The following is a 24006-nucleotide window of genomic DNA, read 5'->3' on the forward strand; positions in this document are numbered from 1 at the left end:
TTTTCGCACCGTGGCCGTTGCGTGAGTTCCCCGACCCGTTCCCCGAGGAATCCCCGCGCTCATAGCCGAGATGATCCGACATTTCTGTTTCCAGGACGCGTTCGAGCACCGCCTTGGTCATCTGGGCCAGCAGCCCGTCCACGCCATCAATCGGTGTTCCTGACGCCTCCGCGTCCGCCAACAGCCGATCGATCGCCGCCGGCTGCAGTACCTCCGCCAGCCGCGCCGCCGCGTCTACGTCAACCGCCGAACCAGCCTGTGTGCCGTTCAACGAGGGTCCTTTCCGAGTGAACCAGGTTCATCCCGACCTGATCCATCCAAACCCACCCGCCCTTACACGAACCATCTGACACCCCCTGTAGTCGATCAGCGCCCAGCCGGCGTCCTTGAGCAGCGGGAGCTCGATGCGCTGGCCGGTCTTGGCCTGGACCACGGTGAGTCGGTTGGCCCGCCAGTCGATGTCGGCGAACCGCAGCCGTGTGACGTCGATGCTGCGCAGCCCCAGCGCCGCGATCAGCAGGATGATCGCGTAGTCGCGTTTCCCGCACGGGTTGCCCCGGTCGATCGTGGCGAGGATCCGGGTGACCTCGCCGGGAGCCCAGACTGACGGGACCCTGGCCTGCCTACTCGAGCGCACCGACGGGACCACGTCGAGGATGACCGGCTCGACGAGGCCGTCGGCGGACGCGAACCGCAGGAACGAGCGCACCGCGCACATCTTCTGCTCGACGGTCTTGACCTGGTAGCCCGCCAGCGTCGCGACGAACGCGTCGAGAACCCGGGCGTCCAGATGCGGCAACCCGCCCCGAGTGCCCACGAACGCGAGGAACTCCCCGGCCAGCGTCGTGTAGGTCCGCACTGTCGAGGGCGCCTGCCCCGCGGCCCGCAGCGCCGCCGTGAACCGGGCCAGCACCCTGGCCTCGCCCGCGGTCAACCTGTCGACGGACCTTGAGTAGCGGCGCAGCACCGCCCCGTGCACCGCGTAGGAATCGAGCATCGACGCGACCCGGAACAGGTAGACGTCGTGCTCCGTGAGCGTGCCCGCACGCTCCTTCGCGAAGAACCCGCACGTCTCATCGACCCAGCTCATCGCCACATCCAGGGAGAACTCCACGACGCCGCAGTCGGCGAAGTAGCGCTGCAGGCGGCGCCAGCAACCCCGGTACCAGACCATCGTCGAGTCCTTGTAGCCCAGACGCTGCAACTCCGCGTCCAGACTCGACACCAAATCGGATAAAGCAACCATCACGCCGACCTCCGATCAAACCGGCCCGGCACCATGCCGAACCGCCGATCAGTGATCGTCGGCGTGTTATGTGCAGCGCTCAAGCCCCGATCGGGCCCTCACCAGGCCCGACAGGCCAACACTGCGCATAACCCAGCACTATTCATAAGGGGGTTGTGTGTCGCCCTTGATGGCCAACGTCTATCTGCACCGGATCGACCGGGCGTGGGATCACGGCCGGGACGGGACGCTGGTCCGCTACATCGACGATCTCGTGGTGATGTGTGAGTCCCGGCAACAGGCCGAGCGTGCTCTGGCACGTATCACGGCCATCCTGGCCGAGCTTGGCCTGGAGCCGAAAGCGGCTAAGACCCGGATCGTGCACCTGACCGAAGGCGGTGAGGGGGTCGACTTCCTCGGCTTCCACCATCGGTTGGTGCGCGCCCGGGGCCGAACCGGGGCCAAGCGCGTCATCTTCCTCGCCCGTTGGCCGTCTCGCAAGGCGGCCCAGCATGCCCGTGACCGGATTCGGGAACTGACCGCCCGGTCGCGGCTGCTGGTGCCAGTCGACATCGTTGTCAGGGAGGTCAATGCCTTCCTGCGCGGCTGGGCGGGATACTTCCGCTACGGAAACTCCGCCCGAATGTTCGACAAGATGCAGACCTACGCTCTGCACCGGCTGGCGATCTTTGTGGCACACCGCCACAAGCGCAGTCGAGCGTGGGGGTGGCGGGTGGTGGCTTATGCCTCACCCGATCACTTCGGCCTGCTCAACCTTGATGGGACCGTCCGTGCTCCCAGGCCAAACCGTCCCTGGAGATCACCGAATGCCGGCGGTGAAAGACGTCGGTGAGCCGTGTGCGGGAGAACCGCATGCACGGAATCGACGGGAGGGAGCTGGAAACGGAACGCTCACGCGTCACCGCGCCAGCTCCCTACCCAACCAGTCCCAAGTTTAGGGAGCGAGTTGCTCGGCGGTGGCTCCGACCGCTTCGTAGGTTGTGACGGCGCGTCGGTCCAGGCTTAGCAGTGTCGCGTCGTGCTCGGCCGCAGTGAAGGCGATGAGCGCGTCATATGTTGGGCCGCCGAGAATTTGGCCCGCTGCGACGGTGGCGAGGAGTTCCTGGTGGCCGGTTTCCGACAGGGTGAGGTAGGGGTCGGTGAACCGTTCGGTGAGGAAGGTGTGCACGATCGAGGGATGTGCACGGTGTGGGGGAGGAAGGCGGGTCAGTACGGAGTAGGACTCGACTGCGGCGTGCGCGATCAGGCGCGGGCGGCTCGCCATCGCCTTCTGCGCGAGGGTGTGGTGTTCGTGCCAGCTGGCGAAGGCGGCGACGACCACGCTCGTGTCGACCGCTTTCATCGCCGGGTTCGCTCGAGCGTCTCGCGCACCAGGTCGGCCGTGAGGACGGGGATCTCGGTGTCGGCGACGGCTACCAGTCCGTCGCCGTCGTCGACCAGTCTCATCGGCGTGGGAGTGGGGGCGATCTCCAGATGGCCGTCCCGTTCGGCGATCTCCAGGGGTTGGCCGGGGGAGAGTCCCAGGGCGTCGCGCAGTGCCTTGGGGACGACGATCCGACCGGCGGCGTCGATGGCGGTCCGCATGCCAGAAATCTACCATCGATGCCGAGGCTCTCGTTGGTATCCGATGAGCTGTGGACACCGATGATCCGGTTGACGCTCGACGGCTGGGTCGAGCTGGCGGCGCGCGAGTCCCGCCCCCTTGGTGGGCGTCCAGAAGGGGCGACGTGGTGGTCGCGGTCGGGCAGCATCAGCCGAGAACAAGCCGGTGCCGCCGTTGCAGCGCGTGTGCGTACTGGCCGAGTCCGCCCTCGGACACAGACACTACACACACCGATGATCTCGGTGCTGCTTCGGCCAGGACGGTCTGTGTTTCGTGGTCGTAGGTCAGGCGCAGGCCAAGTTGTTGGTAGACCTTGGCCTTGTCTTCCGGGTCGGCCTTGCCGAGGACGGTGAGGAGTCCTCCGAGGGCATCGATCAGATCTTTGATCTCCTGGCGAGTCATGCGGCGTCGGGGTGGGCTGGGCTGTCGTGCGCGGTCGAGGGCGGCGACGGCCGCGGCGCGCTCGGTTTGGGTCTCAGCGATCCATTGGGTGACGATCGCGGGGTCGGGGGAAGCATCGTCGACTGGTGGGCCAGGAGCGACCCAGCCCATCGCCATCCCCACCTCGCCACGCGATGGCAGCAACGCGCCGACACCCTCGGCGTCGCAGTCCACCATCCCGCGGTGACTCTCCCTGAGACCGTCGCGTTGGCCCGCGTCCTCGCGGACCTCGAGTGGCGCTGTCTCGTCGCGATCGCCTTCGAGCCCGACCTCGACCGCTTCTACCAGCACGTCGCCCACAGGACCCACGCAAGCGTGGCCACCCTGACCACGCCCTGGTGCCGTGACCCTCTGCGGGACTGGGTCGCCCGCCACCGCGTCGACTTCGCGGACCAGCGCCACCGGTTCCAGGCCCAGAAACTGCACGCCGGCTGGCAGACGCCAGTGCCACCCCCCGAAAAAGGCCACTTCAAGTGAGACAACCTCCCCGCACCTCGTCTCAGGCGATCTGACCAGCCACAGGTCGGGGGCACCAGGCTGGCCAGATTAAACGAGAATTGACACCAGGACTCCCGCTCATGGTCATGAAGGCCACCGGCGGCTGTTGAAAGCCGAGTTTCCACGTACTGAAAACGCGCTGGCCACGTTGTCGGCCGCTGACCCCATGGGCCTGCTGTAATCACTCCACAATTTCGATCTCCATTGATCTGATCGACTCCGCACCGACACGCCTGTGACCTGGGTCAATATGGTGTCAACCGGCTCGGTGGACCCAATCGATTCGTGCAACATCATCTGCTCCGGCAGTATTTCCCGAAGGGCGCCGACTTATCCTTGCATTCGCAGGCAGATCTTGATAGTCTGACTTCCCAGTTGAATGAGAAGCCACGGGAGACGTTGAACGTACGTATTCGGAAGTCCCGTGGGTCGTCGGGCGGGAGTGCCTGTGCTGCAGCAGGTTGACTCCAAGATCCCACAGGACTTCCGAATACGTACCGTTGAACGTTGAATGTTGAACTGGCAGACGCCGCTTGAAGTATTCGGCGATCTACTGGCAGCGGACATGTCGCCTTGACCGCTTGATTCCGCTGACGTGGACGAGGTGGATGGTGGGCAGGGTGGGATTATTAGCTGCGGGCCACCAGGCGGGTGTGGTGAATTGGGGGCCGATGATGACGATGTTGATGCCGAGGAGTCGGGTGGCTGCCCCTCTGGCCAGAAACCAGCTTTTCTGGCTACCCTCGGCGAGTGCTCTGAAGGCCGATTCCGATCTTCGGAACACCGAATCCAGGAGGCTTATTCAAAACCCCCAGTGCAGATGGTTCAGATCATTCATCGTCGCAGGTCAGGACTCTGCTAAAAATCTTGATCGGGGAGTTCTGAATAAGACTCCAGCTTTCCGCCATAGAAGTTACGATCTGTCGACAATCGGGCGCGCGCCTCATGTGGCCGAGCACGACGGGCCAAACCAGGGGGCGTAGTGGCGGTCACGGGAAACGATTTCCACATTACTCCTGCCTCCGCCACGGGACTCGTCGGCCACACACTGCCCGCACTGGTCGAACGGACGGTGCTCCAGGACCCGGCTGCCATCGCGGTTCACGACCGGTCCGGTCACGCGGCCGGCTCGGGTGAACGGACCTGGTCGGATCTGTGGGATGAGGGCAACGCGGTGGCCAGGGGGCTGCGCGGGCTCGGCGTCACGTCGGGCGATGTGGTTGCCGTCCAGCTGCCGAACTCCTGGGACTTCCTCGTTGTACACCTTGCGGTGGCGATCGCCGGTGCGGTCTTCCTGCCTCTGCACGGCAGCAACGGTGTTCGTGAGCTCGAAGGGCTCGTGCGTGCCGCCGGGCCGGTCGTTGCCGTGCTGTCGCCGGACGGTGGCAGGCGCCACGGTGTGGACATCGACGGCCTGACACGTAAGCTGCGGGCCGCGTGCCCCTCGTTACGCCACGTCCTTCTCGCACCCGGTTCGCTGATGGACCTCAAGCACGAGTGGGCGGGTGCGCCGCCGGTACGCCTCGATCTGCAACCGCATTCACCGCTGCTACTGGCGCCGACCTCCGGTACGACGTCGCTGCGCCCGAAGATCTGTGTGCACACCCACGACGGGGTGCTGTCCAACGCCCTGGCGATCGTGGGCCGGGGCGGCGTGCTTCCAACGGACCGCATCCTCAGCACCAGCCCGTTCAGCCACATGTTCGGGCTCCTCGCACTGCACCTGGGCCTGGCCGTTGGTGCCCGGCAGGTCATGTTCGGCGGTGGCTGGGACGTGGACCGCTTCCTGCGCCTGACCGACGAGACCGCGCCGACCGTGCTGTTCGCGGTACCGGCACAACTGCGGGACATCCTCGGGCACGTCCCCGACGGGCGGTTGCGGCTGCGCCAGGTGCGTGCGTCGGGGGCCCCCGTACCGGAGCGGCTGGCGCGTGCGGTGTCGAGCCGGACCGGCGCGGCGGTGGCCGTGCAGTGGGGAATGTCCGAGCTCGGTGCGGGCGCGACCACGCTGCCAGGGGAGAACGCGGGCACGTCGGGGTATGGGATCGGGCTGCCGGTCGAGCACAGCGAGGCCCGTGTGGTCGGACCCGACGAACGCGACTGCGAGCCCGGCCAGGTCGGGGAGCTGCGTTTCCGGAGCCCCTTCCAGTTCCGCGGCTACCTCGGTGAACCCGAGCTGACCCAGGCCGCGTTCGCCGGTGATGGGTGGCTGCGCACCGGCGACCTCGCCGCCATCGACGGCGAGGGCCGGCTGACCTTCCACGGGCGGGCCGTGGAACGGATCAATGTCGGCGGGGAGAAGTTCAACGCGCTGGAGATAGAGCACCTGCTCGCCGAGCTGCCGGGGGTGTCGGACCTGGCGGTCATCGGCCTGCCGGATGACCGCCTCGGCGAGTACCCCTGCGTGGTGGTCGCGGTTCACCCCGGAGAGCAGGTGACGCTGGCCGAGGTGACCGAGCTGTTGACCGCCAGTGGCGTGGCCTCCTACAAGATCCCGCTCGGGCTGGTCGTGGTCGAGCGGATGCCGCACACCCCCACCGGCAAGCTCGCGCGAAGGCGGTTGGTCGAGCAGGTTCTCGGCCGCCGACCTCAGGCGAGCGGCGCCGCACTGGCACCACCGGAGCTGTTGTCCCTCGTTCGTGAGCACGCGAGTGCCGTGGCGGACTGCGAGAAGCCCATCTTGCCCGAGCAGAGCTTCCGCGACTACGGGATCAGTTCCGCCGGTGCCGTCCTGCTGAGCAGACGGCTGGCGGAGGCGACCGGCAGGGCACTGGACACCACGTTGGTCTTCGACTGCCCCACCCCGCTGGCCGTCGTATCCCACCTGCTGAGTGCGCGGCACGACCACCGTGAGACCGGGCGGGCACAACCCGCGGACCGGGAGGACCCCGTGGTGATCGTGGGGATGGCGTGCAGGTTCCCCGGCGATGTCCGTTCACCGGAGCAGCTGTGGCAACTGCTGTTGGACGGCGGGGAGGTCGCCACGGAGTTCCCCCACGACCGCGGCTGGGACCTGACCGCGCTCTGCCACCCCGAACCCGGCCACGCCGGGACCTCGCTCACCCGGCTGGGCGGGTTTCTGCACGACGCGGGCGAGTTCGACCCGGCCTTCTTCGGGATGTCACCGCGGGAGGCACTGGCGACCGACACACAGCAGCGGCTCCTGCTGGAGACGTCGTGGAAGGCCCTGGAGGGCGCGGGGATCGACCCGAAGTCGTTACGGGGCAGCCAGACCGGTGTCTTCTCCGGGGTGATGTTCAACGACTACGCGCGGTTGCTCGGCAGCGAGTTCGAGGGTTCCCAGACCACGGGGACCGCGCCGAGCGTGGCCTCCGGGCGGGTGGCTTACACGTTCGGGTTCGAGGGGCCCACGCTCACGGTGGACACGGCCTGTTCGTCCTCGCTCGTGGCGATGCACCTGGCCGTGCAATCCCTGCGTCAGGGCGAGTGCGACCTCGCACTGGCCGGTGGGGCGAGCGTGATGTCCACACCGAGCAGCTTCGTGGAGTTCTCCCGGCAGCGCGGCCTGGCCGCGGACGGCCGGTGCAAGGCCTTCGCCGACTCCGCTGACGGTACCGGGTTCGCCGAGGGCGTCGGAGTGCTCGTGCTGGAACGGTTGTCCGACGCGCGGCGCCGTGACCACCAGGTGCTCGCCGTGGTGCGGGGTTCGGCGATCAACTCCGACGGCGCGTCGAACGGCCTGACCGCGCCGAACGGACCGGCGCAGCAACGGGTGATCCGCCAGGCGCTCGCGAACGCCGGTCTGTCCACAGCGGAGGTCGACGCCGTGGAGGCGCATGGCACGGGGACCACGCTGGGCGACCCGATCGAGGCGCAGGCTTTGCTGGCGACGTATGGGCAGGACCGGGACACTCCGTTGCTGCTGGGCTCGGTCAAGTCGAACCTGGGGCACACGCAGGCAGCGGCGGGCGTCGCCGGCGTCATCAAGATGGTGATGGCCCTGCGAAACGGATTGCTGCCCAGGACCCTGCACGTGACCGAACCGTCGTCCCATGTGGATTGGTCGGCCGGCTCAGTCGAGCTGCTGACCTCAGCGCTCGAGTGGCCGATGGTCGATCGGCCGCGCCGGGCCGGGGTGTCCTCGTTCGGGCTGAGCGGCACTAACGTGCACGTGATCCTGGAGCAGGCCCCTCCGGTGCGGGCACCGGGAAAGCGGCGGTCGAGGCTGCCCGTCGTGCCATGGGTGGTGTCGGCGAGGTCATCGGCCTCGCTGGCGGCGCAGCTGGCGCGAATCCGGTCCCTCGACGGCCCGCCGGTCGACATCGGCTGGTCACTCGCGACCACGCGGTCGGACTTCGAGCACCGAGCGGTGCTGCTGGTCGCCGACGGTGCGGTCACCGAGGTGGCCCGTGGTGTCGCCGAAACAGTGACCGAGGCGGTGTTCGTATTCCCCTGCGAGGACTCGCGGTGGGCAGGCCAGGGCGGGGAACTGCTCACGTCATCGGCGGTGTTCACCGCGCGCATGAGCGAGTGCGCGCAGGCGCTGGCACCCTTCACCGACTTCTCACCCCTGGATGTGCTTCGCGGACACGAAGCGGTGTCGCCGGAGCGTGAGCACATCGTCTCGTGGGCGGCGATGGTGGCATTGGCCGAGCTGTGGCGTTCGCTAGGGGTTGAGCCCGCCGCGGTGGTGGGGCACGGGCAGGGCAGGATCGCGGCGGCCACCGTCGCGGGCGCGCTCAGCCTGGCGGACGCCGCCAGGGCGGTGACCTCGGCGGAAGATCATGCCCCGGTCACCCCGGACGCCTGTCGGGTGCCGTACCACCCCGTGGCCGATGCCGAGGAGTACGAGCGCACCCGCCGAGCCCTGGCCGGTGACGGGTACGTCGTCGTCGAGCTGGGCGCGCACGACCGGACACGACTGTTGACCGCACTCGCCCAGGCGCACGTGGCGGGCGTGGCGGTGAACTGGCCCGCCGTCTTCGCCGGCTCGGGCGCGCGGCGAGTGGATCTGCCGACCTATGCCTTCCAGCGCAAGCGGTTCTGGCCGGAACCAGTACCGGCCCCGGTCGGCCCCGATCCGGCGGCCGAGGCCTTCTGGCGCTTGGTCGAGGCCGGTGAGCTCGGGCAGGCGCTGGACCTGGACGCGGCCACGGCAGCACGGGTGGGACGAGCGTTGTCCTCGTGGCGCGATCGGCAGGGGGAACCGAGGCCACCGCGCGACCCGGCCCAGCCCCTTCCCGAACGCCCGTCGGCCGACCTGGCGGCCGTGCTGGACCTCGTGTGCGCCGAGGCGGCGGTGGTGCTGGGGCATGACGGGGGCGCCGTCGTGCCCGCCGGCCGTGCCTTCCGCGACCTCGGGTTCGAGTCGATGACCGCGGTGGAGCTGTGCGAGCGCCTCGCGTCGGTCACCGGCCTGCCGGTGCCCGCCACCCTGCTGTTCGACCACCCGACACCGCGGGCGCTGGCGGAGTACCTGGTGGGTGAACTACGTGGTAGCTACCGTGAGATCGCCACCTCCGCACCCGCTGGCCACACCGACGAGCCGGTCGCGATCCTCGGCATGGCCTGCCGGTTCCCCGGTGATGCCGGAACCCCGGAACAGCTGTGGCAGCTGGTGCTGGACGGCCGGGACGCCATCTCGGAGTTCCCCGCCGACCGGGGCTGGGACCTCAGCCCGGCCACCGGGCTCAAGGAAGGCGGGTTCCTCAGCGACTGCGCCGGGTTCGACCCGCTGTTCTTCGGCATCTCACCCCGCGAGGCGCTGGCCATGGACCCCCAGCAACGCCTGCTGCTGGAGACCGCGTGGGAGGCACTCGAACGGGCGGGCATCGTGCCGGAGTCGTTGCGCGGCAGCCAGACTGGGGTGTTCATCGGCACCTCCGCCCAGGACTACGGTTCGCTGCTGGGCGAGGATATGGCCGGGCACCGGATAACCGGCTCGGCCACCAGCATCGCCTCCGGCCGGATCGCCTACGCGCTGGGGCTGGAAGGCCCCACGCTGACCGTGGACACCGCGTGCTCGTCCTCGCTGGTCGCGCTCCACTTGGCGGTCCGGTCGCTGCGTGCCGGTGAGTGCTCACTGGCCCTGGCCGGCGGCGCGACGGTCCTGGCCACCCCGGAATCGTTCACCGAGTTCGGCCTGCAACCGGGGATGCTGGCGCCGGACGGCCGGTGCAAATCGTTCGCCGCCAGTGCCGACGGCACCGCGTGGAGTGAGGGCGTGGGTACCCTGCTGCTCGCCCGGCTGTCCGACGCGCAGGTGCTGGGGTACCCGGTGCTCGCCGTCGTGCGGGGCTCGGCGATCAACTCCGACGGTGCCAGCAACGGGCTGACCGCGCCGAACGGGCTCGCCCAGCAGCGGGTCATCCGCCAGGCACTCGACGATGCCGGGCTGCGGCCGCAGGAGGTGGACTTGGTCGAGGCACACGGGACCGGCACCCCGCTGGGTGATCCGGTCGAGGCACAGGCGTTGCTGCGGACCTACGGGCAGGACCGGGCACAGCCGCTATGGCTGGGCTCGCTCAAGTCGAACATCGGCCACGCGGTCGCCGCGGCGGGTGTCGCGGGCGTCATCAAGGCCGTCCTGGCGATGCGCAACCGCGTGCTGCCCAAGACCTTGCACGTGCGGGCGGCGAGCCCCCACGTGGCGTGGGAGTCCGGGGCGATCGAGCTGTTGACTGAGCACCGCCCGTGGCCGTCGGCCGGCCGGCCGCGCCGGGCGGCGGTGTCCGCCTTCGGCATGAGCGGGACCAACGCGCACGTGGTGCTCGAAGAGGCGCCGGGGCAACCGGCGGACGGTGCCCCGGCCGGTCCCGCCGCCCCGCCCGTGCCGGTTGTGCTGTCGGCGACCAACGACCAGGCGTTGCGCGCCCAGGCGGGCCTGTTGCGTGCACACCTGGTGGCCCACCCAGAGCTCCGCGTCGCCGACGTCGCGTATTCACTGGCCACCACCCGGACCCGCTTCGCGCACACCGCCGCGGTACTGGCGGCGGACCGGGCCGGCCTGCTCGCCGGGCTGGACTCGCTCCATACCGGCGGCACCCCGGCCACCGTGGCCGAGCCCGACTGGCGGGCGCTCGCCGCCGAGCACCACCTGCGGCGGGTCGAGCTGCCCACCTACGCCTTCCAGCGCCGGCGGTACTGGCCGAAGACCCGCACCGCCGGGCCCGCCGCCGCGCCGGCCGTCCAACCCGCTGCCGCGCCGGCCAGCCACCTCGGCGACCCACCGGGTCTGCGGGGCGAGCACGCCGAGACCATGCTCGACCTCGTCACCGAGCACACCGCGCGCACCCTCGCCCTCGACCCGGCCATGATCGAACCCGGCGCGGGTTTCTTCCAGCTGGGAATGGACTCCCTGCTCGCGCTGCGGCTGCAACGGGATCTGTCCTCGGCACTGGGCTGGGAGCTGCCCGCGACGGCCCTGTTCGACTTCCCGACCGTGGCCGCGCTGGCCGCGCACCTGGCCGAGCGCACGAGGGCGGTCGCCGAGGTGCCGAGCCCGCCCGCCGAGCCGAGCCCGCCCGCCACGCCGCATGCAGACGTGGACACCGAGGAGGACGTGTTGCGCCAGCTGCTCGTGGAGATCGAAGCCGCCCGTGCCCTGCGAGGCCGCCGATGAGCGCGGCGGACAACAAGGCGGTCCTCGGCGCCGCGCTGACCGAGATCCGGGAACTGCGCACTGCGCTGGAGCGGTCGGCCCACCGCGCTGACGAGCCGGTCGCGATCGTGGGCATGGCGTGCCGGCTACCGGACGCGGACAGTCCTGCGGCGTTCTGGGACCTGCTGCGCACCGGCCGGGACGCGACAAGGGACATCCCCGCAGACCGCTGGGACCCGGCCGGCTTCCCGCCGGTCCGACGGGCCGGGCTGCTCGACGAGATCGACACCTTCGACGCCGGGTTCTTCGGCGTGAGCGCACGCGAGGCCACGCGGATGGACCCGCAGCAACGGCTGTTCCTGGAGGTCGCCTGGGAGGCACTGGAGAACGCGGGCCAGGCACCGGACGGGCTCGCGGAGAGCCGCACCGGCGTGTTCCTCGGCGTGACCGGGTCGGAGTACATCCAGGCGATGCTGAAGGAATGCCCCCCCACCGACATCGACGCCTACTGGCTGACCGGGGGGATGACCTCGCCGTTCGCGGCGGGCCGGTTGTCCTACTGGCTGGGCCTGCGCGGCCCCAGCCTGACACTGGACACCGCGTGCTCGGCCTCGCTGGTGGCCGTGCACCTGGCGTGCCAGAGCCTGCGCACCGGCGAGTGCTCGACCGCGTTGGCCGGGGGAGTCAACGTCATGGTCACCTCGGACTGGTTCGTCGCGATGTCGAAGGCGAACATGCTGGCGCCCGACGGCCAGTGCAAGACCTTCAGCGACGCCGCGGACGGATACGCCCGCGGTGAGGGCTGCGGGGTCGTCGTGCTGAAGCTGCTGTCCGAGGCGACCGCGAACGGGGACCGCGTGCTGGCGGTGATCCGGGGCAGCGCGGTCAACCAGGACGGCCGCAGCGGCGGCATCACCGTCCCCAACGGGCAGGCGCAGCAGGCGGTCATCCGGGACGCGCTGCGCGCCGCCGGGGTGCGCGGGGCACAGGTCGGTTACGTCGAGGCGCACGGGACCGGGACGCCACTGGGCGACCCGATCGAGGTCCACGCGCTGAGCTCGGTCCTGTGCGCCGATCGCGACCCGGACCGCCCGCTGCCGATCGGCACCGTGAAGACCAATATGGGCCACCTGGAGTCCGCGGCCGGGATCGCCGGGCTCATCAAGACCGTGCTCTCGCTGCGGCACCGGCAGCTGCCGCCGCTGCTGCATCTCTCGACGGTCAACCCGAGGATCCCTCTTGGGGAGCTCGGCGTGACGATCCCGACCGAGCTGACCGACTGGGCTCGGCTGGAGGGCACCAGGATCGCCGGGGTCAGCTCCTTCGGGGCCAGTGGCACCAACGCGCACCTGATTCTGGAGGAGAGCTCGGACCCCCCCGCTGCGGGGTCCGCTGCGGGGGGCACACACCTCGTGTCGCTGTCCGCGCGCAGCGACGAGGCCCTGCGGGCACTCATCGCGCGCTACCGTGATCACCTCGACGCCACCGACTCACTCGCCGACGTCGCGCACACCGCCAACAACGGGCGAGCGCGGTTCGGCCACCGTGCGGTCGTGCTCGCCGACAGCACGGAAGCAGCACGGGCCGCACTGGCCGCACACGCCGAGGGCACCCCGCACCAGGACGTGCGCACCGGCGTCGTACCACCCGGCGCGCGGCCGAAGGTGGCGTTCCTGTTCAGCGGCCAGGGTTCGCAGTACCCGGGGATGGGACGCGCGCTGTACCGGTCCCAGCCCTCGTTCCAGGCCGACCTCGACCGCTGTGACGCCATCCTCGGCGGCGAGCTACTGCCGGTGCTGTTCGACGAGCACACCCCGCTGGACCAGACCCGCCACGCCCAGCCCGCCTTGTTCAGCCTGCAGTACGCGCTCGCCAGGCTGTGGCGGCGGTGGGGCGTGGCGCCCGCGGCGCTGCTGGGGCACAGCGTCGGTGAGTACGCCGCCGCGTGTGTGGCAGGGGTGTTCGACCTGGCCGACGGGCTGGCCCTCATCGCCGAGCGGGGCAGGCTCATGCAGGAGCTACCCGAGGGCGGCGGCATGGTCGCGGTGCTCGCCGGCCCCGGGCACGTCGAGCGCGCGCTGGCCCCGTACGAGGGCAGACTGTGCGTCGCGGCGGTCAACGGACCGGACAACGTGGTGGTGTCCGGTCCGAACGCGGTGCTGGACGAGCTGATCAAGGCGCTCAAGGCCGAGGGCGTCCGGAGTGCGCGCCTGCGGGTCTCGCATGCCTTCCACTCGTCCCTGGTGGAGCCGGCGCTTGAGAGGTTCGAGCAGCGTGCCGCGCAGGTGTCCTTCGCTGATCCCCGGATCCCGCTGGTGTCCAACCTGACCGGCCAGGTGGCCGAGGCCGGCACCTTCTCCGCCGGCTACCTCCGCGACCACGCGCGCCAGCCGGTGCGGTTCGCGGCGGGTGTCGAACAGCTGGTGTCCCGAGGGTGCACCGTGTTCCTGGAGATCGGTCCCGCCGCCACGCTGTGCACGCTGGCCGGCAAGATCGTCGAGCCCGGCCGGGTCACCCTGCTGTCGTCACTGAACAGGGACGGCGAGGACGAGCGGACGATGCTCGCGAGCCTGGGCGAGCTGTTCGTGCGCGGCGTCAAGGTCGACTGGCGTGGGGTCGACGAGCATCGGCCGCGCCGCGTCGTCGACCTGCCGACCTACGCCTTCGAACGGCACCGGCACTGGTTCGAGCCCACCACTCGGCCCGTGCTGGCGCCGGTCGTGGCCGGACCGGGCGCACCGGCGAGCGCGACCCTGCTGGGGGAGCGCGTCCCGTCACCGGTTGACGCCGTGCAGTTCCGCTCGCTGCTCTCCGTCGACCGGCACCCCTGCCTCGGCGACTGCGTGTGCGCCGGGGCCGCCGTGGTCAACGCCGGCTGTTACGTCGAGGCGGTGCTGGCGGCGGTCGCCCAGCTGCGCGGGTTCGAGCGCACCCGGATCGAGGATCTGTCGTTGCCCCAGGCGTTCCTGATGCCCGAGGAGGGCGTCCGGACGGCGATGCTGGTCGTCGACCCGGCGGTGGGCGGGCGCACACCGTTCCGCTACTACAGCCAGCCGGAGCCCGACGGGGTGTGGGCACTGCACGCCCAGGGCGCCTTCGCCGCGGAGCCGGGGCAGGCGCCCGCCATCGGCACCGACGGTGTCGAGGACATCAGCCGCCGGTGCACCACAACCCTCTCGGGGGCGGAGTTCTACCGGGCACTGTGGAAACGCAAGATATACCTCGGGTCCTCCGCGCGGTGGATCACCCACCTGCGCTGCGGCAAGGGTGAGGTATTGGCCCGGCTGCGCGCGCCCGAGCCCGGGGAGGCCGACGACTACCTGCTGCACCCCGGCTTCACCGACTCCGTCCTGCAGCTCGTCTTCGCGTGCGTGTACGACACCCTCCCGCTCGCCACGATGCTGATCCTGACCGGGCTGGAGCGGTTCTCCCGCCACGAGCACTGCGACGAACCCCTGCTGTGCCACGCGTTGGTCCGCGCGGAGTCCGGGTCGGCCGTCACCGGCGACCTCCGGGTCCTGACCGAGGACGGGACCTGCCTGCTGGAGCTGACCGGCGTCTCGATGCGCAAGACCAGCCAGGACGCGATCCTGGCGGCCGGCCGGGCACAGCCCGCGCCCACCGCGATCACTGCCGAGGGCTCGGCCCTGCGCGCCGCTTTCCAGACAGGGCAGGACGACGAGGCCGGACGCCGGCTGCACGAACTGCTCCTCGAGCAGGTCGCGGCGGTGCTCGGTGGTACCGGGTCGCGGCCGGCCCCCACCGAACCCTTGCAGAACCTTGGCCTGGACTCGTTGCTCGCGGTGGAGCTGCGGGACGCCGTCGCCGGTGCGCTCGGGATCTCCTTGCCGTTGGCGATGTTCCTGGACAACCCGACCGTGGCCTCGCTGGTGGCCACGGTGCGGCCCCTGTTGCACCCCGGTACGGCCACACCTGTCGAGCGGACCGAGGTGACCGGGCCCGGTGGAATGCATGTGGTCGAGCTGGGCCGCGGCACGCCGATCCTGTTCGTGCACGGCGGTGCGGTCTGCGGCGAACAGGCGTGGTTGACCCAGGCCTCGCTCGCCGACCGGTGGCGGCTGGTCATGCCGAGCAGGCTGAACTACGGGCGCAGTGCCACCAGCGAGCGCGAGGACTTCGAGGTGGACGCCAAGCTGATCGCCGAGCTGCTCGGCGACGGCGCCCACCTGGTGGCCCAGTCCTACGGCACGGTGGGAGCGCTGCTGGCCGCCGCCCAGCGCCCGGACGCGGTCCTCTCGCTCACCCTGATCGAGAGCGCGGCCAGCGGTGTGGCCAGGGGGACACCGGTGGTCGACGAGTTCGAGCAGGCCATGCGCGCCCTGCTGGCACGGCCGCCCGCCGCCGACGACGCACTGTTCCGGGCGATATTCGCCCTCATCGATCCCGGTACGCCTTACCCGGACGTGTTGTCCGGGGGACAACGCACCACCGCCAGCCTCGCCCGGGACCGGGTGCGGTGGCCGTGGGAGGCCGAGCTGCCACTGGACCGGCTGCGCGCGGCAGCCATCCCCACCCTCGTCGTCAGTGGTGGCCAGCGCCCGGTGTTCGAGGCGATCAGCGATGCCCTGGCGGCTCGGCTCGACGGGCGGCGGCTGGTCATCCCCGGCGGCCACGCGACGCAGAACGTCGGCTCGGCGTTCAATGCGGCGCTGGAGGAGTTCCTGACACGAGGAGCGGGAAATGGACCAGCGTGATGTCGACAGCGTCGTCCGGATCAGGTCCATCCTCAACCAGTTCTCCGTCGAGCAGGTGCTCGACGCGGTCTCGGCACACACTCACGGCCCGCTGCTGGGGCGTGTCGACCTCCAGCACTGCACCTTCGACCACTATGGCTTCCTGGTGTTCCCCGAGACGATCTCGGAGGTGGTCTCGGCATTGCGGTGCAATGGTTTCGAGGTGACCCGGCCTGTCCCCAGCGTTGTGGTCAAGTCCCGGTTGTGCCGACGGTACCGGATACCTCCGGAGGACCTCGACGTGCGTATCGTGCGTGGCGCTGTCGACACGGATCTGTTCGGCTGCAGGGAGATCGAGGTCTTCGCCGCGACGGCGGCGCATGGGTGCGCCTTGCCCGAGGGCATGGCCGACCGCGAGCGCCAGTCCATGAACGAGTCACATGTCGCCATCATGGTCGACCGACTTGAGCGCGTGCTGGCGGAACTGCGTCGCCAGCTGCTCGGCTCGGGAGCGCTGGTCGCTGATGGCGCGGGCTACAACCCGCTGGAGAAGGAACAGGAAAGGGGCCGCTCCGTCCTGTACTTCCGGGCTACCGAGCCTCCCCTCGTGCGTTCGTTCCCGCATCGGCTGGAACTGACCTGCGCGGGCGAACACGCGGATGTGATTGCCGAGCACATACACGAGAGCGACCGCGTGTTGGCGACCGATATCCCATGATGAAAAGGTGATCATGAACATCAACGACAAGGGCCAGCCGTTGAGCCAGGTACCACTGCTCGAACTCGCCAACTGCTCGAACTCGCCAACGGGTTCATCAGCTTCAAGACCTTTTCCGCCGCGCTTGAACTGGAGCTGTTCACCAAGCTCGCCGGTGGCACGTCGATGACGGTCAAGGAGTTCGCCGAGGCGGCGGACCTGCAGGGCCGCCCGGCCCGGCTGCTGCTGGCCGCGTGCGCGTCGCTCGGCCTGCTGGAGAAATCCGGTGATGGGTACCGGAACTCCGCGCTCGCCGAGGAGTACCTGGTCATCGGGCGGCCGCACTACTTCGGCGGGTTCGTGCGGTTCTGCGACCGCAAGCTCTACGAGAACTGGCACCGGGTCCTGGACGCGTTGCAAACGAACCGTCCGGTGACCTGGGACCCGGAACAGCAGGAGGGTGCCTTCAGCACCGATGACGCGGTCCTCATGGAAACGTTCTGGGACGCGATGCACTCCCTGGCCGGTGCCACCGCGGGCGCGCTGGACGAGGTGTACGACTTCGGGCCGCACCAACGGGTGCTGGACGTGGGTGGTGGCTCCGGCGGGTTCGTGATCCAGCTGTGCCAGCGCAATCCCGGCCTGACGGCCACCGTGTTCGATCTGCCGCACGTGCGGCAGATCGCCGAGGCGAAGGTCGCCGAAGCCGGGCTGGGCGACCGGATCGACGTCGTCGCGGGAGATTTCCAGGCCGACCCCGCGCTGCCTGCCGACTTTGACGTCGCCCTGCTCACCTCGGTCCTGCACGATCACGACGAGGCGGCCAACCGGCGGCTGCTGGACAAGGCGTTCACCGCGGTGGCACCCGGTGGCGTGGTGCTGGTGTGCGAACTGCTGCTCAACGACGAACGCACCGGACCGCCCGCCGCGGCGCTGATGGGGATGAACATGCTTGTCGGGCTGCCCGGCGGTGAGAACTACGCGGAGTCGGAGTACCGGGGCTGGCTCGAAGACGCCGGCTTCACCGACGTGCCTGTCCTGCGATTCGACGCGGCCGGGGCGAACGGTGCGGTGGTGGGCCGAAAGCCGCTCGCTGGCGAACTCTCATGACACTGGGGTCCGCCCACGAACTCGTCGACGTGCACGCGCACTTCGTGACGGAGTCCTACGTCGCCACCGCACGAGCCGCGGGCCACGAACACCCCAACGGCATGCCCGGCTGGCCCAGGTGGAGCGAGGAGGAACACCTGGGCCTGATGGACCGGGGTGGGATCAGCAAGACCATGCTGTCACTTGTCACGCCCGGCACGCACTTCGGCGACGATCTCGCGGCGCGGCGGCTCACGCGCGAGGTCAACGAGTTCGGCGCTGAGCTGAGCCGTCGGCGACCAGCCCGGTTCGGGCACTTCGCCTCGCTGACCCTGCCCGATGTCGAGGGTGCGCTCGCCGAGGCGGCGTACGCACTCGACGAATTGGGCGCCGACGGGCTCACTGTGTCGACCAACAGCCATGGCCGCTACCTCGGTGACCCGTTGTTCGAGTCTCTGTGGGCCGAACTCGACCGACGGCGGGCGATCGTGTTCGTCCACCCGACCTCGCCGCCCCGGCACGAGGCCATCACGGTCGGCCTGCCACGGCCGGTACTCGAGTTCATCTTCGACTCCGCGCGGGCCGCGGTGAACCTGGTGTTCAACGGTGTCGCGTCCCGCTACCCGGGCATCTCGTGGATCTTCCCCCACGGCGGTGGCGCACTCCCGTTGCTGGCCGCTCGGCTGGACCAGTCGTGTGGGTTCATCGAGGGCCTGGGCGGGCCGCCCGACATCTCGGTTCGCGAGCAGCTCGGCCGGTTCTGGTACGACATCGCCGGTACCCCGTTCCCCGACCAGGTGCCCGCCCTCGCGGGTGCCTTCGGCACGGAGCGGATGCTTTACGGCAGCGACTACTGCTGGTTCCCGGTCCAGGGCGTGCTGACCCAGATCGAGTCCATCGATGCCGCCGCGCCGCCGGACGACCGCGAGACCTGGCGCGAGCTGACCACCCGCAACGCCCGCCGGCTGCTGCCCCGGGCCACCGGCGACCAGCTGTCCTGAGAGGCGGAGGAACCCAGTGGTGACACTGCCCACGACCACATCGGTCCTGATCGTCGGCGGCGGCCCGGTCGGCTTGGCGGCCGCCGCCGAACTGGGCACTCGGGGGATCGACTGCGTGGTGCTCGAACCGCGCCAGGAGGTCTCGTTCCTGCGGCCGAGGGCGAAGACCACCAGTGCCCGCACCATGGAGCACTTCCGCCGGTGGGGGATCGCCGACCGCATCCGGGCCGCGGCGGCACTGCCGGTCGCCTGGTCCCAGCAGGTCGTGGTCGCCACCAGCCTGCTGGGACCCGAGTTCACCCGCTTCGACGACTGCCTCGGCCTCTCGGCGGCGCGCACGGACGTGGTCGCCGAACCCGGCCAGATAGTCCCGCAGCCCGCCGTCGAACGCGTGCTGCGGGAGGTCGTCGCCGAGCTGCCCGACATCACGTTCGCGCTGGGCTGGGCGCTGCGCGGGCTCACCGAGTCCGCCGAGTCCGCCGAGGAGGTCGTGGCGGAGGTGGAGGCCCCGGACGGCACGGTCCACCGGATCACCGCCCGCTACGTGCTCGGGTGCGACGGCGGCAACAGCACAACCCGGCAGTGCCTCGGCATCCCCATGCAGGGTCCGACCGACGCGCGGCGCACCACGTCGATCGTCTTCCGCGCGCCGGGGCTGGCCCAGCTCGTCCCGCACGGCCCTGCGGTGCAGTACTGGATCTACAACGCCAGGATCAGCGGGGGCATCGGCCGGTTCGACCTGGAGGACACCTGGTGGGCGGGCACGGCGTTGCCGTCACCGGACGCCGATCCCGCCGTGGCGTTGCGGGCACTGCTCGGCCCCGCCACCCCGGCGGACCTCCGCTTGGAGATCCTGTGCACGGACTAAGAGCGACCGGCAATAGGGACGCGGCGTCGCGGGGCTGGGGTGCGCACCTCGCTGCGTTGTCGTCGGTCGACACCCAAGGACCAGGGTGACTCCCTCCGCCGCCTTGCGATGTACGCACCCCAGCCCCGCTCCTTGATCCACATCCCTATTGCCGGGCGCTCTAACGCCAGCGATGTTCCATCGATCTTGCGTTGGCGGCGGACCACGCACAGGCTCGACTGCAGGAGGGGATCGACGATCGTTCGGCGTTCCGCCCAGCCGTCGCCCGTGCCCAGGACACGCCCTCGTCTGATCGTCTCCAGGATCGGCACGTAGCTCTCCGGTCGCGTATCCGATCCTCGTTGGACGTCGAGCTCGATGAACTCCCGCTTCTTGAACTGCTGCTCTTCAGGGAGATCACGGTAGTGGACCGGGAACAGCCGCACCCACTGGTGGGGGATGACATCGGTGCGGATGCCCGCGACGCACACCGCCTCGCCGTGCTGCTGGGACACCGTGGGGTACGCCTTCACGGTCACCAACACGCTCATGTGCGTTCTACGGCTGTGCCCGAACCCCGTGTAGGCCACACGAAAAGCGTGACAGCAAAACTGCAATACGTGTCCAGAACAGCACGATTCCCGACATGCGACATGCCGATCCCGCTGTAGTAGGGGTACAGGACTGGCGGAGTCTTGTATTCGAGTGTCGCGAATTCTCTGATCTTCAAGTGTAGATCGTAACTTTCTGTAGGACTCGCAACGGGCGGCCCGCCGCAACGACTTCACGCGGCCAGCCGTCCTCCATGTTGTCGAAGATGCTGGCACCCAGGGATAATCAGTGGCAAGCCGACCCGCACCGCAGGCGCCGCCAGGCGCCGAGGAGGGGAAGCGGCGCAGCAGCTTTGCCCGACTGGAACCCGTAGATCTCTACGGAGAGTAACCAGCGGCCCATCGCATCAGATGCGAGATTCCGCATCGGCCTTCAACCCCGCCAAACCTGATGGCCACGGGTCCGTAGTCGATCATTGGAGCCAAATCGGCCTACGCCGGCGGGCATCCTCCAGCAACCCAGGACACCCTATCTACCAACGGAAACGCCACTTTGTGATCATTGCGCATGCCAACTGTCGCGAATTCGCATCGGATGGAATTCGCGTCACTGTTGATCCAGGTGGTGTAGTGGTCGGCGCCGAGGTCGCGGTAGCGGGCGTGCGGGTCGCTGAGCAGATGCCAGATGATCACCGGGATGGGGGAGTGTCAACTTTCCGGTGGCGTCAACCGACAATGCATGATCATGCAATGCGTCGGGAAGAGCACGAAAAAGCCAACAACCGCAGGGCCTCGCGGGCAGGCAGGTTACCTGTGGAGGTGAGGGGATGGAACGTGAACCCCGATTGTGCCCGCTACCGGCTGACGTGCCCTGAACGTCACATCGCACGCTGAGTCGGCTCCGAGCCGGATGGTCGGGGGCGGCACGCCGACGACGGGCACCCCAGAGCATGCTATAGCGTTGCTGCTATGGCTTGGGGTACCGTCGAGCTGGAACCGGAGGTCCGAGACTGGTTGGAGCAGCTATCCACGGCCCACTTCGCCACGGCGGCGTTCTACATCGATCTGCTGGCCGAACAGGGCCCGGTGCTGGGGGAGCCCTACACCCGGCAGTTGGACGGCAAACTGCGGGAGCTGCGGTTCCACGTGGACCGGCAGGCGGTGCGGGTGACCTACTGGCTGGCCCCGGGGCAGCGGGTCGTGTTGTTGGCGGTGTTCGTCAAGACCCGGATGCGCGAGGTGGGCGAGGTCGCCCGGGCCAGGCGTACTCTGGCCCGCTGCCTGGCCGAGCAGCACACTGCCGACGACGAGCTGGACGAGGAGGGTGGGGACGGTGGCTGAGCGGTCGGAGTGGGCGCAGCTGCGGGAACAGCGCATGGCTGAGCCGGGCGCACACGAGGCGTACCAGGCGGCCCGGTTGGCATTCGAGCTCGGCCGTGCCGTCCGGCAGCTACGTCAGCAGCGTGGCTGGAGCCAGACCGAGCTGGCGCACGCGGCTGGTATGACCCAGTCGGCGGTGGCACGGTTCGAAGCCGGGGGCACCGTGCCCACGCTGCCCGTCCTGGACCGGCTCGCCGACGCCCTCGACGCCGACCTCATCGTCCGTGTCACGCCCCGCTCCCACGTCGCATAACCGTCCGAACGGACGGCGACCTCTTTGCCGGTCGTGGGATCGTGCCGAGGTGGATGGACAGCAGATGGGGGAGGTGCGGGTTCATCGTCAGACACCCTCTTGACCTGGGAGAATGAGGTCGGATGTGAGGGTGGTTAGCAGGGTTGCGCGAAGGTCGCATACTGTATCGATCAGCTGCTCTATGCATTCAGGAACCTGAGTGCTCCTTGGATTCAGGGGGTCAGTGCACCGTCCGCATCGTGCTGGGAGCAGAGGGCTCGGCAAGTTTGATCGCGATCGGGCAGGCTCCTGACCTGCCCCAACAGCCCGATTCAAATCCCTACTTATGAGTCCCGACGCGGGGCGGGCGGTGCACCGACCGCTGGAGACCGCCCAGCGGCCTACGAGAGCGAACGGCGACGGATCGCGGGCGCTCTCAGCATTTTTCTACTCGGCCGGTAGGGAATGCGGCGCGGGTCCGGCGGCTTGGAGGGTTCATGGCCTTTGAGTTCACTGTCACCTGGGACTACCGCTGCCCGTTCGCCCGCAACGCGCACGAACACATCCTCACCGGGCTGGCCGCCGGCGCCGGCTGGCAGGTCCGCTTCGCCCCGTTCTCCCTCGGGCAGGCCCACGTCGAAGAGGGGCAGCCTGACGTCTGGGACCAGCCTGACCAGGACAGCGGCATCCTGGCCCTGCAGGCTGGGGTCGTTGTCCGCGACGACTACCCCGAGGTGTTCCCGGCCGTGCACCGCGGCCTGTTCGCGCTCCGCCACGACGAGGCCAGGCAGCTGTCCGACCGCGACGAGGTCGCCAAGGTGCTGGCGGACCACGGCGTGCCGGCCGGAAAGGTGCTGACGGCGATTGACTCGGGCGAGGCGCTGGCCAGGGTCCGCGCCGAGCATGAGCAGTACACCAACAGCCACGCCGTGTGGGGTGTGCCGACGTTCATCGCCGACGACCGGGCTGTCTTCGTCCGGCTCATGGACCGTTCCCCCGCCGGGGCCGACCCTGCCGGGTCGATCCGCGCAGTCGAGCGCGTGGTGGATCTGCTGACCGGCTGGAGCGAGCTCAACGAGTTCAAGCACACCACCATTCCCCGCTGACAGCGGCCGGCAGCTGGGGACGGTCATCCACCACGGCCGCTGGTGTGACGCGGCTACCAGGCGGATACCGGCGATGCGCGTGCTACGGATCACGCCGGCTGGTGCGCCACCGGACCGGTTCGGTGAGGACCGCCTTCGCGCTGGACAGATCGGCCAGGCGGGTGGCGAGGGTGGCTTCGGCCAGGTGCGGGGGTAGGGCCGCGTTGAACTTCAGGCCAGCCAGGGCCTGCTCGTCCACGTGGGGCAGACAGAGCCGATTTTCCAGATCCGGCGTGGCGGCCTTCCACATAGTTGGGGTCAGGTCAGAACGTAGCCGGATGAATGCCTCGTCGGGGTTCTGGCGGGGGTCGGTGAGGTCGCCGAGGGAGGCGGTGAGGGTGCGGTTGGCGAGATGGCCGGTCCAGGTCCACCAGCGGACGTCGGCCTCCGAGTCGCGCACGATCATGGTGCCGGCGGGGTGGACGAGGCCGGTGTGCTCCTCGCGGATCTCGGTCAGGCGGGCGGCGGCGCGTTTGGTCATGGCGACCTGAGGATCGGCTCCGAGGAGGACGTCGCGCATGGCTCTGACCATGGTGAAGGACAGCGGAGGGAGGCTGCCGGTCCACCGGGCGCGGCCCCCGCTGCCGGCGGGTTCGACGAAGCAGCGGCGGCGTTTCCAGTCGGTGTAGGTGACACGCCAGCTGCGGCCGGCGAGCAGGAGCAGCCGTGGGCCTTCGACCGGGTCGCAAAGGAGCATCGGGTCGGTGCGGCCGATCTCGGTGCGGCCGGAGAGGACGGTGAACTCGGGTGCCGCGGTGAAGACGGCGGTCAGTTCGGAGAAGTGCCGGTGGCCGAAGCGGCGTTCGGCTTCCGGGCCTATGAACAGCATGCCGCCGTCGGAGTCGAGGAATCCCATGCGAACGAGGTGAGCGACGATCGGTTCGGCGGACCGGTCGAAGGGCGCGAGGCCGTTCCATTCGTCGGCCCAGAGCCGGTCGCCGACCTTGTTCTCCTGCAGGCAGTAGGCGAGCAGTTGCTGGGCGACGATGTGCCGTGGCTCAGTGGTCGCCGCCGGAAGTTG

17 protein-coding genes and 1 pseudogene are annotated in these 24006 nt (G+C 69.4%); 11 read left to right on the forward strand and 7 right to left on the reverse strand.

Annotated features, from left to right (window positions below):
• Nucleotides 1–271: transposase (locus MJ777_RS08955; protein ID WP_370652679.1), on the reverse strand; the 271-nt coding region annotated here is incomplete at its 3' end.
• A gap of 27 nt (nt 272–298) precedes the next feature.
• Nucleotides 299–1246 carry a tyrosine-type recombinase/integrase gene (locus MJ777_RS08960; RefSeq protein ID WP_239375081.1) on the reverse strand — a complete coding sequence of 316 codons (948 nt, stop codon included), beginning with the start codon at nt 1244–1246 and terminating at the stop codon, nt 299–301.
• A 157-nt stretch (nt 1247–1403) separates the two neighbouring features.
• On the opposite strand from MJ777_RS08960, the gene MJ777_RS08965 reads away from it, so the two are divergent.
• On the forward strand, nt 1404–2078 hold the full coding sequence (locus MJ777_RS08965; protein WP_239375084.1) for a group II intron maturase-specific domain-containing protein: 675 nt from the start codon (nt 1404–1406) through the stop codon (nt 2076–2078).
• Nucleotides 2079–2180: 102 nt separating this feature from the next.
• Here the strand turns inward: MJ777_RS08965 and MJ777_RS08970 are convergent, their stop codons facing one another.
• The 3 genes from MJ777_RS08970 to MJ777_RS08980 form a co-directional block, all read right to left on the reverse strand.
• Nucleotides 2181–2588, reverse strand: a complete 408-nt coding sequence (locus MJ777_RS08970) for a type II toxin-antitoxin system VapC family toxin (RefSeq protein WP_239342536.1) — start codon at nt 2586–2588, stop codon at nt 2181–2183.
• Nucleotides 2585–2830 (reverse strand): AbrB/MazE/SpoVT family DNA-binding domain-containing protein, encoded by a 246-nt coding sequence (locus MJ777_RS08975; RefSeq protein ID WP_239342538.1) that lies wholly within the window; start codon nt 2828–2830, stop codon nt 2585–2587. Before MJ777_RS08975 ends, MJ777_RS08970 begins: the two co-directional genes overlap by 4 nt.
• Nucleotides 2831–2996: 166 nt before the next feature.
• Complete coding sequence (locus MJ777_RS08980; RefSeq protein WP_239375087.1) at nt 2997–3467, reverse strand: hypothetical protein; 471 nt, start codon at nt 3465–3467, stop codon at nt 2997–2999.
• A 6-nt stretch (nt 3468–3473) separates the two neighbouring features.
• On the opposite strand from MJ777_RS08980, the gene MJ777_RS08985 reads away from it, so the two are divergent.
• From MJ777_RS08985 to MJ777_RS09015, 7 genes are all read left to right on the forward strand, one after another.
• The gene (locus MJ777_RS08985) at nt 3474–3767 is read left to right on the forward strand and encodes a hypothetical protein (protein ID WP_239375090.1); all 294 of its coding nucleotides are present in this window, start codon (nt 3474–3476) and stop codon (nt 3765–3767) included.
• Nucleotides 3768–4770: 1003 nt separating this feature from the next.
• The gene (locus MJ777_RS08990) at nt 4771–11370 is read left to right on the forward strand and encodes a type I polyketide synthase (RefSeq protein ID WP_305039406.1); all 6600 of its coding nucleotides are present in this window, start codon (nt 4771–4773) and stop codon (nt 11368–11370) included.
• Nucleotides 11367–16064, forward strand: coding sequence for a type I polyketide synthase (locus MJ777_RS08995; protein WP_239375092.1), 4698 nt, complete (start codon nt 11367–11369; stop codon nt 16062–16064). Before MJ777_RS08990 ends, MJ777_RS08995 begins: the two co-directional genes overlap by 4 nt.
• Complete coding sequence (locus tag MJ777_RS09000) at nt 16051–16761, forward strand: hypothetical protein (protein ID WP_239375094.1); 711 nt, start codon at nt 16051–16053, stop codon at nt 16759–16761. Before MJ777_RS08995 ends, MJ777_RS09000 begins: the two co-directional genes overlap by 14 nt.
• Before the next feature lie 72 nt (nt 16762–16833).
• Nucleotides 16834–17850 (forward strand): acetylserotonin O-methyltransferase, encoded by a 1017-nt coding sequence (locus MJ777_RS09005; protein WP_255720507.1) that lies wholly within the window; start codon nt 16834–16836, stop codon nt 17848–17850.
• The gene (locus tag MJ777_RS09010) at nt 17847–18830 is read left to right on the forward strand and encodes an amidohydrolase family protein (protein WP_239310706.1); all 984 of its coding nucleotides are present in this window, start codon (nt 17847–17849) and stop codon (nt 18828–18830) included. The genes MJ777_RS09005 and MJ777_RS09010 overlap by 4 nt, the downstream gene beginning before the upstream one ends.
• A 19-nt stretch (nt 18831–18849) precedes the next feature.
• Nucleotides 18850–19698 carry an FAD-dependent monooxygenase gene (locus MJ777_RS09015; protein ID WP_239375097.1) on the forward strand — a complete coding sequence of 283 codons (849 nt, stop codon included), beginning with the start codon at nt 18850–18852 and terminating at the stop codon, nt 19696–19698.
• Here the strand turns inward: MJ777_RS09015 and MJ777_RS09020 are convergent.
• Complete coding sequence (locus tag MJ777_RS09020; RefSeq protein ID WP_239375100.1) at nt 19695–20216, reverse strand: hypothetical protein; 522 nt, start codon at nt 20214–20216, stop codon at nt 19695–19697. The two genes, MJ777_RS09015 and MJ777_RS09020, sit on opposite strands and share 4 nt — an antisense overlap.
• 981 nt (nt 20217–21197) lie before the next feature.
• On the opposite strand from MJ777_RS09020, the gene MJ777_RS09025 reads away from it, so the two are divergent.
• From MJ777_RS09025 to MJ777_RS09035, 3 genes are all read left to right on the forward strand, one after another.
• On the forward strand, nt 21198–21569 hold the full coding sequence (locus MJ777_RS09025) for a type II toxin-antitoxin system RelE/ParE family toxin (RefSeq protein WP_239375103.1): 372 nt from the start codon (nt 21198–21200) through the stop codon (nt 21567–21569).
• Nucleotides 21562–21861 carry a helix-turn-helix transcriptional regulator gene (locus MJ777_RS09030; protein ID WP_239310702.1) on the forward strand — a complete coding sequence of 100 codons (300 nt, stop codon included), beginning with the start codon at nt 21562–21564 and terminating at the stop codon, nt 21859–21861. The genes MJ777_RS09025 and MJ777_RS09030 overlap by 8 nt, the downstream gene beginning before the upstream one ends.
• Before the next feature lie 476 nt (nt 21862–22337).
• A complete protein-coding gene (locus MJ777_RS09035) occupies nt 22338–22946 on the forward strand; it encodes a DsbA family protein (protein ID WP_239310701.1) in 609 nt (202 codons plus the stop codon).
• Between the two features lie 82 nt (nt 22947–23028).
• Here MJ777_RS09035 and MJ777_RS09040 read toward each other — a convergent pair.
• A pseudogene (locus MJ777_RS09040) lies at nt 23029–23985 on the reverse strand (ATP-dependent helicase); the annotation flags it as partial.
• Nucleotides 23986–24006: the final 21 nt, after the last annotated feature.

Source organism: Protofrankia sp. Cj5, from assembly GCF_917627405.1.
GTDB lineage: Bacteria > Actinomycetota > Actinomycetes > Frankiales > Frankiaceae > Protofrankia.